Annotated in this window: 10 protein-coding genes; 8 read left to right on the top strand and 2 right to left on the bottom strand. The window is 61.1% G+C overall.

All coding sequences use genetic code 11. The features are described 5' to 3' along the window. From RFM68_RS00605 to RFM68_RS00595, 3 genes are all read left to right on the top strand, one after another. Complete coding sequence (locus RFM68_RS00605; protein WP_320230723.1) at nucleotides 1-999, top strand: ABC transporter permease; 999 nt, start codon at nucleotides 1-3, stop codon at nucleotides 997-999. Then, complete coding sequence (locus tag RFM68_RS00600) at nucleotides 996-2177, top strand: ABC transporter permease (RefSeq protein ID WP_320230722.1); 1182 nt, start codon at nucleotides 996-998, stop codon at nucleotides 2175-2177. The genes RFM68_RS00605 and RFM68_RS00600 overlap by 4 nt, the downstream gene beginning before the upstream one ends. A gap of 212 nt (nucleotides 2178-2389) precedes the next feature. Further along, nucleotides 2390-2869 carry a class I SAM-dependent methyltransferase gene (locus RFM68_RS00595; protein ID WP_320230721.1) on the top strand — a complete coding sequence of 160 codons (480 nt, stop codon included), beginning with the start codon at nucleotides 2390-2392 and terminating at the stop codon, nucleotides 2867-2869. A gap of 147 nt (nucleotides 2870-3016) precedes the next feature. On the opposite strand, the gene RFM68_RS00590 is transcribed toward RFM68_RS00595, so the two are convergent. Further along, complete coding sequence (locus RFM68_RS00590) at nucleotides 3017-4432, bottom strand: adenylate/guanylate cyclase domain-containing protein (RefSeq protein ID WP_320230720.1); 1416 nt, start codon at nucleotides 4430-4432, stop codon at nucleotides 3017-3019. Here RFM68_RS00590 and RFM68_RS00585 point away from each other — a divergent pair. The 3 genes from RFM68_RS00585 (at nucleotide 4394) to RFM68_RS00575 (ending at nucleotide 7622) form a co-directional block, all read left to right on the top strand. Then, nucleotides 4394-5446, top strand: a complete 1053-nt coding sequence (locus RFM68_RS00585) for a hypothetical protein (RefSeq protein ID WP_320230719.1) — start codon at nucleotides 4394-4396, stop codon at nucleotides 5444-5446. The genes RFM68_RS00590 and RFM68_RS00585 overlap by 39 nt on opposite strands. A 74-nt stretch (nucleotides 5447-5520) precedes the next feature. Further along, complete coding sequence (locus RFM68_RS00580; RefSeq protein WP_320230718.1) at nucleotides 5521-6042, top strand: GNAT family N-acetyltransferase; 522 nt, start codon at nucleotides 5521-5523, stop codon at nucleotides 6040-6042. Between the two features lie 200 nt (nucleotides 6043-6242). Next, entirely contained in the window at nucleotides 6243-7622 is a 1380-nt protein-coding gene (locus RFM68_RS00575; protein WP_320230717.1) for a hypothetical protein, read from the top strand. A gap of 16 nt (nucleotides 7623-7638) precedes the next feature. On the opposite strand, the gene RFM68_RS00570 is transcribed toward RFM68_RS00575, so the two are convergent. Beyond that, entirely contained in the window at nucleotides 7639-9411 is a 1773-nt protein-coding gene (locus tag RFM68_RS00570) for an adenylate/guanylate cyclase domain-containing protein (RefSeq protein WP_320230716.1), read from the bottom strand. Nucleotides 9412-9653: 242 nt separating this feature from the next. On the opposite strand from RFM68_RS00570, the gene RFM68_RS00565 reads away from it, so the two are divergent. Beyond that, the gene (locus RFM68_RS00565; RefSeq protein WP_320230715.1) at nucleotides 9654-12950 is read left to right on the top strand and encodes an adenylate/guanylate cyclase domain-containing protein; all 3297 of its coding nucleotides are present in this window, start codon (nucleotides 9654-9656) and stop codon (nucleotides 12948-12950) included. Nucleotides 12951-12969: 19 nt separating this feature from the next. Beyond that, nucleotides 12970-13650 carry a redoxin domain-containing protein gene (locus tag RFM68_RS00560; protein WP_320230714.1) on the top strand — a complete coding sequence of 227 codons (681 nt, stop codon included), beginning with the start codon at nucleotides 12970-12972 and terminating at the stop codon, nucleotides 13648-13650. The last annotated feature ends 121 nt before the right edge of the window (nucleotides 13651-13771 follow it).

Raw genomic sequence — 13771 nt, 5'->3', positions numbered from 1 at the left:
GTGTTTCGATATATTGTCTGGCGCATCGCTGTGATGGTTCCAACGCTGCTGATCATATCGGCGCTGGTGTTCACGATCATCGAACTTCCCCCAGGCGACTATTTCGACAGCTATGTTTCCGAGCTTCGGGCTCAGGGCGAAGCGGTGGATTCCGATCGCATCGAGATGATGCGGAAGGAATATGGTTTCGACAAGCCGCCGGTCATTCGCTACTTCTACTGGGTCGGTGGGATGCTGCACGGCGATTTCGGCTATTCCTTCGAGTATGAGCTGCCGGTTCGCGACGTCGTCGGGGACCGAATGTGGCTGACCGTGCTGGTTTCCTTCGTCACGATCATCTTCACCTGGCTCATCGCCTTTCCGATCGGCATGTACTCCGCCACGCATCAATACAGCTGGGGCGACTACGGCCTGACTTTCTTCGGCCTTCTCGGCCTTGCCATTCCGAATTTCATGCTGGCGCTGATCCTGATGTATTTCGCCAACATCTGGTTCGGCACGTCCATCGGCCATCTCATGGACCCGCAATATCTCAGCGCGCCGATGAACTGGGCCAAGGCGAAGTCGATCCTCGCCCATCTTTGGATCCCGGTCTTGATCATCGGCACCGGGGGCACGGCAAGCATGATCCGGCGGCTGCGCGCCAATCTGCTCGATGAGCTTCACAAGCAATATGTCGTGACCGCGCGCGCCAAAGGCCTTCATCCCTTCAAGGCGCTGGTCAAATATCCGCTGCGCATGGCGCTCAATTTCTTCATTTCCGACATCGGCTCTATCCTGCCGGCCATCATCTCCGGCGCCGAAATCACTGCGATAGTGCTGTCTTTGGAAACGACAGGGCCGATGCTGATCAGAGCGCTGCAAAGCCAGGATATGTATCTGGCAGGGTCGTTCCTGATGTTCCTCGCTTTCCTGACGGTCATCGGCGTCCTGATTTCCGACCTGGCGCTGGCGCTGCTTGATCCGCGAATTCGTCTGCAGGGCGGCAGCACCAAATGAACACGCAATCGCCGCTTCCCGCGCCGGGTGCTCCACTGCAACACTACGTTTCCATCGCGCCCTTTGATCTACAGTCGGTCGAGGCGATGACGGCGGAGCAGTCGAAGGTCTTTCAGGCTTCGCAGTTACGGTTGATGTGGTGGAAATTCCGACGGCACCGGCTTGCCGTTGTATCCGGCATATTCCTGGCAGCGCTCTATTTCGGGATACTGATCTGTGAGTTCCTGGCGCCCTACAATCTGCACACGCGCAACATGGACTACATCTATTCGCCGCCGCAGCAGGTGCACCTGTTCCACAACGGCCAGCTTGTCGGGCCGTTCGTCTATGGTCGCCAGATGACGCTGGATATGGACACGCTCAAGCGGAACTACATCGAAAAACAGGATGATGTTCAGCGGATCCGTTTCTTCTGCAAGGGCGACAGTTACCGGTTCTGGGGCCTGGTCGAAGGTGACAGGCATTTTGTCTGTCCTGCCGAGAACGGCCAACTCTTTCTGGCCGGCACCGACAGGCTGGGGCGCGATGTGCTTTCGCGCATCATCTATGGCGCACGCATTTCACTGACAATCGGCCTTGTCGGCATCAGTTTCAGCTTCCTGCTCGGCATTGTCATCGGCGGACTGGCTGGCTATCACGGCGGTATCTTCGACCTGATCGTTCAACGGATAATCGAAGTTCTGCAATCGATCCCCAGCATTCCGCTATGGCTGGCTCTGGCGGCGATCATGCCGATAACCTGGAGTCCAATCCTGATCTATTTTGGCATCACCGTCATCCTCGGGCTGATCCACTGGACCGGACTGGCGCGGGCAGTGCGTTCAAAGCTTCTGGCCTTGCGCGAGGAGGATTACGTTCTGGCCGCGCAATTGATGGGCGCCGGCAGCAGCCGCATTATCCGGCGGCACCTCATTCCCGGCTTCATGTCGCATCTGATCGCGACGGCCACGATCTCCATACCCGGCATGATCCTGGGCGAGACGGCGCTGAGCTTCCTTGGGCTCGGCCTGAGGGCACCGACAACCAGCTGGGGCATCCTGCTAACCGAGGCGCGCAGCGTCAGCGTGATCGCGTTCTATCCATGGCTGCTTTTGCCGATGCTCCCCGTCATTCTCGTCATCTTGGCATTCAACTTCCTCGGCGACGGCTTGCGGGACGCCGCAGACCCCTACAAGTGAGATCGCTATTCCGCCGCGCGCTAGGCCGCCGACTCCACCCGGTATGATCCTTGTCGGCAGCCTGTTCGGTTATTGCAGCGTTCATCGTTCGCCTCTATATGTGCCGAGACGCGATCGGGGTTTAACACGTCGCCCTCGGGTTTCACCCGTGAACCGTTCTGGTCGCGGGCACTGCCGGTTTCTTGAGCTGATTCAGGACACACAAAACGCATATGACTCGCCTCGAGAATTTCATCAGCAGGATGACCGCACAGCGCGACATTCTCGATCAAGTTTGCCCCGAGGTGGCGAAGATGGAAGGGCTGGTGCTTGAGCTCGGCCTCGGCAATGGCCGGACGTTCCACCATCTGCGCGAGCGCCTGCCCGGACGCCGGATCGTGGTGTTCGACCGCGAAGTCGGCGCACACGCCAGCTCAATTCCCGAAGCTGAAAACCTCGTGCTCGGCGAAATACGCGAGACGGCCCGCAAGTTCATTGGCATCGAAGCCGCCCTTGTTCATGCCGACATCGGCACCGGCTATGATGATCGCGATGCAGTGACCGCTACCTGGCTTCCCGATCTGATTGCGAGCCTGCTTCGCGTCGGCGGCTTCGCGGTAAGTGGCACGCCGCTCGATCACCCGCTGCTGCAACGCCTCCCGGCGCCAACGTCCGAGCCCGCCGATCGTTATTTCTTCTGCAAGCGCGTGTGAGCGGCCGAGAGCGCTTCACGGAAACGCTGCTCCAGCTCTTTGTTTTAACGCAATTCCCAAGAGTTTAACGCTTTTCCCAAGAGAAAGCGTTACGCGCTTTCCCGGGAAAGCCATTTCACGCTTTTCCGGGAATTGCTCTGGAATTCCTCAGGTGATTGTATACACCGCGATCTCCCGCTCAATGCCGCGCAGCGAGACTTCGTGAGGCACGGGCGTCAGCGCGTTCCTGCGCAACAGATCGGCGGTGAGATTGTCGTCGACCACCGCACGGGTGGCGAAGATCGCCTGTGGGTTGGCCAGGTTCTGGACCCGTGAAGCAATGTTGACCGTCTGGCCAAAATAGTCCTGCCGCTCGTTCATGGACACGGCGATGCAAGGGCCGGCATGGACTCCGATCTTGAGCAGCAGATCCTCGCGCCCGCTCTTTTCATTGAGCGCACGCATGGCATTGCGCATCCTGAGGGCCGCGGCAATCGCACGATCAGGCGTCGCGAAGGTCGCCATCACCGCATCACCGATCGTCTTCACCACCGCGCCCGCCTCCGCCGCGACGATCTCGTGCAGCACCTGGAAATGCTCGCGCACGAGATCGAAGGCTGAAAGATCGCCCACCCGCTCGTAAAGCTCGGTCGATCCGCGCAGGTCGGTGAACAGGAAGGTCAGGCTGGTGATCTTCAGCCGCTGGTTGATGTCGAGCGTGTCCGTGCGATAGAGATCGCGGAACGTCTGGTTGGTGAGCAGGCGCTTGGCGGTCAAGAAGGGCCGGCGCTTGCCCAGGAAATCATGCAATGCGTGGCCGGCGATGAAGACCGTCGGCAGCACGCGGGTGTCGGTCCTGTTTTCCAGCGAAATGCGCAAAGGGCCTGGTTGCATCTCCAACGTCTGGTTCTGGACATGGTCGCGGTCGAAAACCAAGGAGAGGCTTCGGCGCTCCTTTGTTGGTTCGCCCTTAGCGTCGATGAACTGCGCTGAATGCGTGACCGGCTCGAAGACGATGACGAATTCAGACGGAAGCTGTATGGGCAGAACCGCCTTTTCACCGGGCGCAAGCTCGATATCCTCCAGCGAGAACGCTTCCATCTTCTCCGCGAAATCCTCTTCCGGCAGATCGGCGCCGGACGCCCAGTAGATCTGGCGGAAGTATTCTATCAACGGCAGTTCGTGCGGATTGTGGGCGGCAATCCTGCGTATGCGGGGACTGACGGTGAATGTCACCTCGACCATCTCGTCGAGGGTCGGCGAATAGCCCTGGGAGCATAGCGCGCAGGTGTATTCGTCCTTCTGCATGGTTTTCAGCGTGGCGTTGGTGTCGAGCACGCCGCCGCAGCCGGGGCACAGAACATTCCAGGAGATGTCGAAGATGCCCACCCGCGCCGCATGGAGAAAGGCGCTGATGGTGCGTTCCTCGTCGAGGCCATTCTTGCTGGCGAAGGCCAGCGCATTGATGCGGCAAAGTTCGTGGTCCTTGCCCTCGGCGATGGTTCGCCGGATCGCGTCGATTGCCTGCGGATCGACATCGGTCGATTGCCGCAGAAGCGAGAACAGATCCTGAGCTTCGGTCATCGTGCAGGCTCCGGAAAATGCGCCCCGATACGTGTTGACCGGGCCGGTCTTTTTGCATTTTACGTCGAAACGGACAGTACGGCCATTCGAATAGACCTGGTGAAAGTTCAATTTCCATTCGGCGGATTTTCACCGGCCGCAAGCGGCACTATGATGATCCATGGGCGTTCATCATCGGGGTTCTCTCCCATGCCGACATCCGACAACCCGCCATTTCCCGCGACCCTACGCCTTTTCTCCGCGGGGGTCATCGTTGTCCTGATCGTAGGCGCCGGCCTGTTTTTCGCGCCTGAGTTGGTCAAGCCGCGTTGGCCCTGGGCCGTCACGCCGTTCAGTGCCCGCTTCCTCGGCGGCTTCTACACCGCCGAAATCGCGGTGATGGCGGCGCTGTTGTTCTGGAATCGTTGGTCGCCCGGCAGGCTCGTGCTGATGATGGCTTTCATCTTCACCGTCATCGTCTCAGCGGTTTCGTTGATCAATCTCGGCTATTTCAACTTTGGGCGCAAAGCGACCTGGCTCTGGTTTCTGGTCTATCTTGGTTCGGTCGCGGTATCCGGGTTGTTCCTGTGGCGGGCAAAGGCCCGTCCGTCAGCAAAAGGCGTGACCCTAAGCCCCGCATGGCGCGGCTACATGGTGGCGGAAACGGCGATCCTTGGGCTCTATGGCATCGGCATGTTGCTGTTTCCCCTGATGGTCAGCAGCACCTGGCCATGGCCGGTCGATTCCTTCCACGCCCAGGTCTACAGCGCCATCTTCCTCGCCGGCGCTGGCGGCGCATATCTCGTCTGGAAAAGCGCGCCGCGCGAAGAATTGCTGGTGCTAGGCCTGGCGCAATTTCTGGTCGGCCTGCTTTCCATCCTTGGCCTCGTTATCACCGACGCCGCGGTGCACCGGATCGATTGGGCGGCGGCCGCTACATTGGGCTGGCTCGCCCTTTTCGGTTGGATCGGCATCAGCGGCGCCTTCAAACTCTACACCGCCTCCCGGTATTTTGGTTCGCAATCGGCAGCATAGGCTGCAGAGACGGCTGGATTTTCAGGTGACGTCCGGTGCATCGTGCCGGGCCGATTGCCTTCGCCGGGAAAGCCATGACCAGCACGACCTCGCCATCCGAGAAAATCCAGCCGCAGCTCCGGGCCGTCCGGGCAAGCGATGCGGAGGCGCTTTGCGCTATCTTCAACATGCCGGGCTTCCGCTGGGGGACGCTCAGGATGCCCTTCGAGACGGTGGATCAGGTGGAGCGGCGCATCGCCAAGTCCGGCCAGGAAACCACCTGGATCGTCGCCGAGTTGGACGGCAAGGTCGTCGGCCATGGCAGCCTGGTCGTGCAAAGCTCGCCACGCCGTTCGCATATCGGCGAGATCAATATCGGCCTAGATGATGGCTTTGTCGGCAAAGGTATCGGCTCTGCCATCCTTGGCGCGCTGCTTGACGTGGCCGACAACTGGCGCGCCCTGAAGCGGGTCGAATTGAGCGTCTATGCCGACAACGAACCGGCCATCCGTCTCTACACCGGCCACGGCTTCGAGGTTGAGGGCCGGCATGTGAAGGCCGGTTTTACCAACGGGCAGTACCGCGACCTCCTGAGCATGGCCCGGCTGCGGTTCTGAGATCCGCTGTTTGGCCTTAACTGTTTAGCCAATCCAACAATTCATGCCGAGTCGGCGAACATGCGATTACCCATGGAGAACTCTGTTAGGATAATTTCGTCTCACACCGTTTTTGATCGAGTACGATCCATGTGGGCCGGCCGCATTCAGCAAGTCTGGTCTCTCTTGGCGTTTGCACCGCAAGCCGCTAGACGGGACCGATGACCACCGTGGTTGACCCGACCCCTACGCCTCCGGTGGAAATTCTGGCTGTGCTGTCACTGCTCTGCCCGGAAGTCGTGCGTGACATCGAGCAGAACTGGAATGCGCCGGTTTCCGATTACGCCCGCCATCTGTGGCGGCCGGTGGCAAGGCCTGGATCGGGCCCGGCGATCGCTGCCCGCTCGATCCTGCGCGAAGTCCTGCATCAGCGCCTTGGTGTGATCATGCAGCCCGAACAGATCGGCAAGGCCCTCGAAGAGTTCGAGCACAGACCGGTGATTCAGTCCGGCATGCACTGCCTGCTTCTGATGGACCGAATCACCTTCGATGCCCTCCTGCTTGCCTGGCTTGGCGCGGTCGAAAACGGGCTATCGGCCTTCTTCGGCTTCATGGGAACAACGATGACCATGGAGACAATTGGCCGGGAGGGGCCGGGATGGCTCGATGTGGGCGACGACAAGGTCAACCTGTTTGGCATGGGGCGCCACAAACTGTGCCGCAAAAGCGTCTGCGCGGCCGGTCCCGTCACCCTCAACACGCGCGCGCTCGAAGCGGTAGGCGGCGAAACAGATGCCAGCCGATGGCTGAGCACACTGCTCGCCAGCCAGGATAAGGTGTTTGCAACCGCTGCCGATGCGCTGACAGAACTCAACGGGGACCTGGTCACCGATTGGGATCGTTCCGGCATGGCCCGGCCGGTTTTCATCGACGATCGGCTCGCCGCGTCTGCCGTGGCGCGGCATCTGGACCATGACGGCAGCCTTCTTTCCAGATTGCTCCTTGAGCCTCAAAGGCGCCAGCGTCTCGACCATGCCTTGCAAGAGGCCGCATCGGGCCCATTTGGCAGATTCCTGCCCAATGCCACGGCCTATTTCTGGGGCATTCGCGAGCAGCGCGTGCGCAAGCTCGTCCTCGAGAACGGGCATCTGATCGAGCCTGACAGGCCACATGGTCTTTCGATCCCGTTCGAGCGGCCGCATCTCAAGCAGGCACTGCTGGACGGGGTGCTGCTGCCGAACTTGTTCCTGATGTTCCTCGTTCTTGCCATATTGCCGCGCGTGCGGGTTGTAGGCGGCCTGAGACAGATTGGCTATGTAGCGCTTTTCCACTCGATCCTGCTGGCTGCGCTGGATGAAAACGTGCCGGAAGAGCGCGATCTGGCTGCGGAGCTGCAGGTTCGGGAAAATGCTTGGGGCATGCGGGTTATCGATGATAGGATCTCGGTCCGCGACCAGCTTGCCGGCCTGCCGGAAGGGGCGCTGTTCCCGGAGCTGCTCCGGCAATACCGGTTGCGGACATTTGCCGAGACGACCGAGGACCTGAAACTGGTTCGCGAAAACGCCCGATGGCGCAAGATCGGCCGAGCCTCCGGCGCCTGATCCGGCCGTCACCCCGTCATTGCACCACACCGGCCTTGCGGAGCCCTTCGACCATGAGGTCGAAATCGGCAGGGTTCTTGTAAGGCAAGACTTTGCGACGGTATTCCAGCGAATAATCGGGATTGACGCGAAGCACCTCCTGCCATGCCGCGCGGGCTTCCTCCAAACGGCCCAGATGGCCGTAGCTGGCGGCCAGAAGGGCGCGCGAGACGTCGGTGACAGCGTTGCGCGCCAGCCGTTGCAGCAAGAGGTCAACAGCCTCTTCGTACCTCCCCAGTTGAAACAACGCCAAAGCCTGGAAGTGCAGAAGCACATCCGGAAAGTATGGGTTCAAGGTCTTTCCCCGGGCGAAACTCTCAAGCGCCTCCTCGGATCTGCCCGAATAGTACAACGCTTCGCCGAGGCTGAAGTGCCCTTCGGCGAAGTTCGGATTGAGGACTATCGCGCGCTCGGCCTCCTCGATGGCCCCGTCGTGCCGTCGTGTGTACAGCTTGGCCATAGCCAGCGCCCAGTGCGCCCATGGATCGCTGTCATCCAGCGTTACCGCTCGCGTTGCGGCTTCTTCCGCTTGCGCCATCGATTCCGGGGGCGATGCACTCCACCTGTTCAGGTAATCGAGTCCGTGCGTGAGGGCGAGGAAAGCGTAGGCAGAGGCAAACGTTGGGTCCAGTTCGGTGGCACGTTGCAAGAGGTCGCGAGCTGCGACGTTCGTCTCCTTAGTAAGCCGGTGCCACAGCTCCCGGCCTCGCAGCAAACAGTCATACGCCTCCGTGTTGCGTGGATGCTCGGGCGCCAGCCGCTGACGTTCACCCTCAGTCAGATTGAGGGCCAACGCACCGACGATCTGCTGCGTCACGTCGTCCTGCACCGCGAATATGTCGGTCAGATCGCGATCGAACCGCTCCGCCCAAAGATGGCCGCCCGAGGTTGCATCGATGAGCTGCGCGGTGATGCGCACCCTGTTCCCCGACTTGCGTACGCTGCCCTCAAGCACATGCCGCACGCCGAGCTTCGTGCCCACCTCCTGCACATGGACGTTCTGGCCCTTGAAGGTGAACGACGAATTGCGTGCGATGACGAAGAGCTGCGACAGTTTGGACAGCGCCGTGATGATGTCTTCAGAGATGCCGTCTGCGAAGTAGTCCTGTTCGGCGTCACCGCTCATGTTGGCGAACGGCAGCACGGCGATCGATAGCTTCGGCGGCGCTGCCGTCGCCGGCCGGCTCGTCGCGGTTCCCGAGGTCGCGGCCGCCTTGGTTCCGGCGCTGCCGACTTGCAGCGAATAGACCCGGATCGGCTCGGCGATGTTCTTGAGCTGCGTGCTACCGAGATCGCTGACCGAGAGGTCGAGCCTCGCCTTGACCTGGCGATAGGCATCCTCGGACAGGCAGATGGCGCCGGGCGCCGCGACGCCCTCCAAACGCGAGGCGATGTTGACGCCGTCGCCCATCAGGTCGCCGTCGCTCTCTTCGACCACATCCCCCAGATGGATGCCGATCCTGAACTCGATGCGGCGGTCCTGCGGCACGCCGGCATTGCGCTCGACCATACCATTCTGAACCTCAACGGCGCAGCGCACGGCATCCACCACACTGCGGAACTCAACCAGCGCCCCATCCCCGGTGCGTTTGATCACCCGCCCGTGGTGCACTTCGATGGTCGGATCGATCAGGTCGCTGCGCAGCGCCCGCAACCTCGCCAAAGTACGATCTTCGTCCGCGCTCGCGAGCCGGCTGTATCCGACCACATCTGCAGCCAGGATTGCCGCTAGCTTACGATTCTCGCCCATGGGTCGTCTCCTCATCTCCAGGATAGCAGGAAGACGGAGGGTAAGAGGGAACTTTCGCAAACGACGGCCACGCAGCCACCCGAATCGACAGCGCTCTGCCACAGGACCCACACTGATCGCTCGATGCCCATTTGTGTTGCCGCTTGCTGGTCGACGGCTATCGGTTCATCCTTGTGTGAATACTCCGGCCGTGAAGTGAGTAGCGAGATCACGCCGTCACGGCCCTGCTGAGGTCTTGTTCGATGGATTGCGCGGGCTGCGGTTTCGAGGTTGAGGGCGGTTACGCTTTCTGTCCGAGGTGTGGCAGGCGCCAGCCCGTGCCGTGCGCCAGTTGCGGCTACCTCTGCGCACCTGATTTCGAGTTCTGTCCGAAATGTGGGACAAGCGTCGGTGCGCCGGCAAAAGCCGTCGAACGGCCTGCTCCGACACCAAGCCGGACCATTGTGCCGCCATCTCGAACTCCGTCGCTGCTTCCGAACATCGAAGGCGATGGGCTGCATCCCGTCTCTGACGCCGATCGCCGGACGGTGACGGTCCTATTCGCCGACCTTTGCGGCTTCACGACACTCAGCGAGCAGCTCGACCCCGAGGTGATGCAAGCGTTGCAGAACGAACTGTTCAAGGAATTGACGGCGGCCGTGCGAAACTTTGGTGGTTTCGTCGACAAATTCATCGGCGATGCACTGCTCGCTTTGTTCGGTGCGCCGGTCGCGCATGAGGACGATCCGGAACGTGCGCTTCGCGCCGCACTCGACATGATCGCCCGCACGGCTCGGCTTGGCGAAAGCGCCCCCCACTCCGGATCGCCTCTATTACTCCACATCGGCATAAACACTGGTCCGGTCGTCACTGGCGGATTGGGCATTGGCACCGCCAAGTCCTATTCGGTGACCGGCGACACAGTGAATACGGCGCAACGCCTGCAATCGCTGGCCGAACCGGGGGAGGTGCTGGTTGGCGAGCTCACTCACAGGCTGACCCGGCATGCCTTCTCTTACGAGCCGCTAGGTGATGTCGTGCTTCGCGGCAAGGCTGGCAGCGTGCTCGTCCATCGACTGCATGCACCGCTTGCGGCGCCGCGCGCAGCGCGCGGACTCGAGGCGCTTGGGCTCAGCGCGCCGATGATAGGTCGTGATGCGGAGCTCCATAGGATGCTGGCTAGCCTTGACCAGGCGTGCGGTGGCTCGGCGCAACTTGTCCGCCTCGTCGGAGAAGCCGGTATTGGGAAATCGCGGCTGGTGAAGGAGTTCGTCGCCCGCGTCGGCGACGAGGATCGTTTTCGCAACGTCGCCGTGCGGCAGGCCACGTGCTCACCGCTGGGCGAACAATCATTTGGCGCCTTGGGCGCAGTGGTGCGCAGCGCTTCCGGGATGATGCAAGGCGATAATGGGGACGAAATGCGGGGGAAGCTCGCAGGCTTGCTTACCGACCTCGGCCTGGAGGGCGAGGAGGCGAAGCGGCTGATGCCTTTGCTCTACCATGTGCTCGGCCTCGGCGATCCCGATGCCACCTTGCAGCATGTCGAGCCCGAGCAACTGCGGCGGCAAATTCTCTACGCAGTCCGCACGCTCATCGAACGGCGGCTTGCGTTGTCGCCGCTGTTGATTGTCGTCGAAGACCTGCACTGGGCCGACGCTGTGTCGCTCGAGGCACTACGTTTCGTGATGGACAGGTTGGAACGCACGCGGTTGATGTTGCTGGTCACGCATCGTCCAGCGCCGCACAACGACCAACTCGACTCAAGTCGGGTCAGTCACACAGCGCTCAGGCTTTCGCCGCTCAACAGTGATAACGGACGCAGCCTGCTGGCGTCGCTTTTCGGCGAGAGTTGGGTAAACTCAGCAGGAGGGCTTCTCGACCAGATTCTCGAGCGCGCGGGCGGCAACCCACTTTTTGTAGAGGAGATCGTTCGCGGCCTTATCGATCGCGGTGTATTGATGCGCGAGGGCCAGCGATGGCGGACTGTGGCAGGCGAAGTCGCAACCGGCATTCCCGCCACTATCCAGGCAATGTTGCTTGCTCGCGTCGACAGGCTGCCCCAAGAGGTGCGTCGGTTGGCCCAGGAAGCCGCGGTAATCGGCCCGCGCTTCGAGGCCACACTTCTGAAAGCCGTGACAGCCGACCCCGGCCGCCTGGAAGCCGGCTGCGAACTGCTTTGCGATGCGGAAATCATCGAGGAAGTCGCCGGATCAGGCTCGGTCTCGTCGCAAAGCTACCGCTTTACGCAAACGTTGCTGCAGGACGTGATCTACCAGAATCTGCTCCTGCAACGCCGGACCGACATCCACGGGCGGGTCGGTGCTGCCTTGGAGCATCTGTGCGGCGACAAACCGGAACGGCTCGAGGATTTGACCGTGCTCGGTCATCATTTCGCACAGAGCGCCGAGCGGGAGAAGGGCGCGCATTACCTGCAGGCGGCGGGCGATCGCGCTCGCATGATATACGCTAACGACGACGCCCTTCGTTTCTACGAGCGAGCACTGACTGCGTTGGGCGTGATCGGGCAAACACCGCTCAAACTGGCAATTGCAGAGCGCATTGCCGATTTGAGCGGCCCGGTAGGCCGCCGCGAGATCGCGCACCACCACTACGAGGCGGTGCTGCAGGCATATCGCGAGTCAGGCAATCGTGTCGCTTCGGCGCGCGTTTTGCGTAAGATCGGTCGGCTGTTCTGGGACGTCGGCAAGCGGGACAACGCAGAATTCCGCTATGCTGAAGCGGCAGCGCTCCTCGATGGGGCGGATGCCCCGATCGAGCAGGCGCATCTCTGGCAAGAACGGGGCCGACAGGCGTTCCGTAGCGGAGATCACGCTCTCGCGACAAAATGGGCAGACGCGGCGCTGGATTGCGTAGGCACTCTGACAACGGAGCATATCTCAGAGGTAGGGTGTGATGCCACTCTTGTGACCGCCGAGGCACTCAATACCAAGGCCGTCGCGTTGGCTCGCCTTGGGCGAAACCGTGAAGCCGTGCGTCTGGTTGAGCGCAGCATTGAATTGGCCGAAGCCGTCGGCCTACTGGGCGCGGCCTGCCGCGGCTTCACCAATCTCGGCGTGCTTTACACGACCATCGATCCGGCAAAGGCGATGGAGGTCTGTCGGCGCGGTCTTGAAGTGGCGCGCCATATTGGTGATTTGGGCTTCCAGGCGCGCCTCCTCGCCAATCTGGCTGTCGCTTGTTGTACTTTCACGGATCGTTGTCCAACCGAGGGCGTGCCTGCTGCCGAGAAGGCCATCGAGATCGACCGGGCACTCGACCAGCGCGAGCACCTGCCGGTGCCGTTGATCGTGCTTGGGCAGATCCACCAGTGCAACGGCCATCCGGAACTGGCGGTTGGCTTGTTCAACGAAGCACTGGACGTAGCCCGCGAAACGGGCGAACCCCAACTGCTGTTTCCGTGCTATGATGGTCTTGCAACGCTTAATCTCGACCTCGACAATCTGGCAGAGGCCGAACGCTACTTTTCCCTGGCGCAGGGTATATGCGCCCAGCACGGGCTCGACCCGGAAACGCTTGTGGTGCTGCCTTTTCTCGACTAGCCGGGGTGGGAGGTTGGAAATGTCCGCGCCTAGTGACTTGGTACCGCTTCAACCGGGCGATCGTGCGCCGAACGTGGTGCTCGACGCCATCACCCAGGAAGGCAAGATCGCGCTTGACGACTTTCGCGGACAAAAACCTGTGCTGGTCGGCCTTTTTCGAGGTCTTCATTGTGCGTTTTGCCGGCGCCATATCGCTGCCCAGGCGCGGCTTGATCCGGAGCTGCGCGAAAAAGGCGTGGGGAGCCTGACGGTGGTCAACACGCCGATCGAGCGGGCGCGTCTCTACTTCCGCTACCACCCGATGCCGAATCTGCTTGCCGCCTCCGATCCTGAACGCGCTTCACATCGTGCTTTTGGTCTGCCCAATCTCGAATTTACCGAAAACGAGACAAACTGGCCGTATAAGGTCTCGATGGCAGTGGCAAAGGATATGCGGGTCGACGTACCAGGCGAGTTGCCCGGTCCAATGGACCCTTTTGCGGCCAGCGAATTCCTCGACAAGAGGGACCATTACGACGTGACCGAACCCGACCAGCAGATGATGGCAACCGGACACGGACAACTGATCGGTCAGTTCCTACTGGACCGGCAGGGGGTTGTCCGCTGGAGCTTCACGGAGGTTCCAGAGGGTGGGCGATACATGTTTTTGGCGCCAAACCCGCAGGAACTGATGTCAGCCGTGTCCCAAGTCGCCCAATAGACTTGCGAACGAGGTAACGGGCGGGACACTGAATGAAAAGCGGAACCAATTTGTCACAAATCTAGACATTGGCCCCGGCGATGTCCGCACGCTCGTGGCAGCACGCACCCTGCTGAGAGAT

This window comes from Mesorhizobium montanum, assembly GCF_033977145.1.
In the GTDB taxonomy this organism is placed as follows: domain Bacteria; phylum Pseudomonadota; class Alphaproteobacteria; order Rhizobiales; family Rhizobiaceae; genus Mesorhizobium; species Mesorhizobium montanum.
This window is presented reverse-complemented; position numbering and strand designations above follow the sequence as displayed.

What these genes read in the sequence shown, in the direction of transcription:
- RFM68_RS00560 (WP_320230714.1), top strand. Translation starts at nt 12,970, where the DNA reads ATGTCCGCGCCTAGTGACTTGGTACCGCTTCAACCGGGCGATCGTGCG.
- RFM68_RS00580 (WP_320230718.1), top strand. Translation starts at nt 5,521, where the DNA reads ATGACCAGCACGACCTCGCCATCCGAGAAAATCCAGCCGCAGCTCCGG.
- RFM68_RS00590 (WP_320230720.1), bottom strand. Translation starts at nt 4,432, where the DNA reads ATGACCGAAGCTCAGGATCTGTTCTCGCTTCTGCGGCAATCGACCGAT.
- RFM68_RS00565 (WP_320230715.1), top strand. Translation starts at nt 9,654, where the DNA reads ATGGATTGCGCGGGCTGCGGTTTCGAGGTTGAGGGCGGTTACGCTTTC.
- RFM68_RS00595 (WP_320230721.1), top strand. Translation starts at nt 2,390, where the DNA reads ATGACTCGCCTCGAGAATTTCATCAGCAGGATGACCGCACAGCGCGAC.
- RFM68_RS00570 (WP_320230716.1), bottom strand. Translation starts at nt 9,411, where the DNA reads ATGGGCGAGAATCGTAAGCTAGCGGCAATCCTGGCTGCAGATGTGGTC.
- RFM68_RS00575 (WP_320230717.1), top strand. Translation starts at nt 6,243, where the DNA reads ATGACCACCGTGGTTGACCCGACCCCTACGCCTCCGGTGGAAATTCTG.
- RFM68_RS00600 (WP_320230722.1), top strand. Translation starts at nt 996, where the DNA reads ATGAACACGCAATCGCCGCTTCCCGCGCCGGGTGCTCCACTGCAACAC.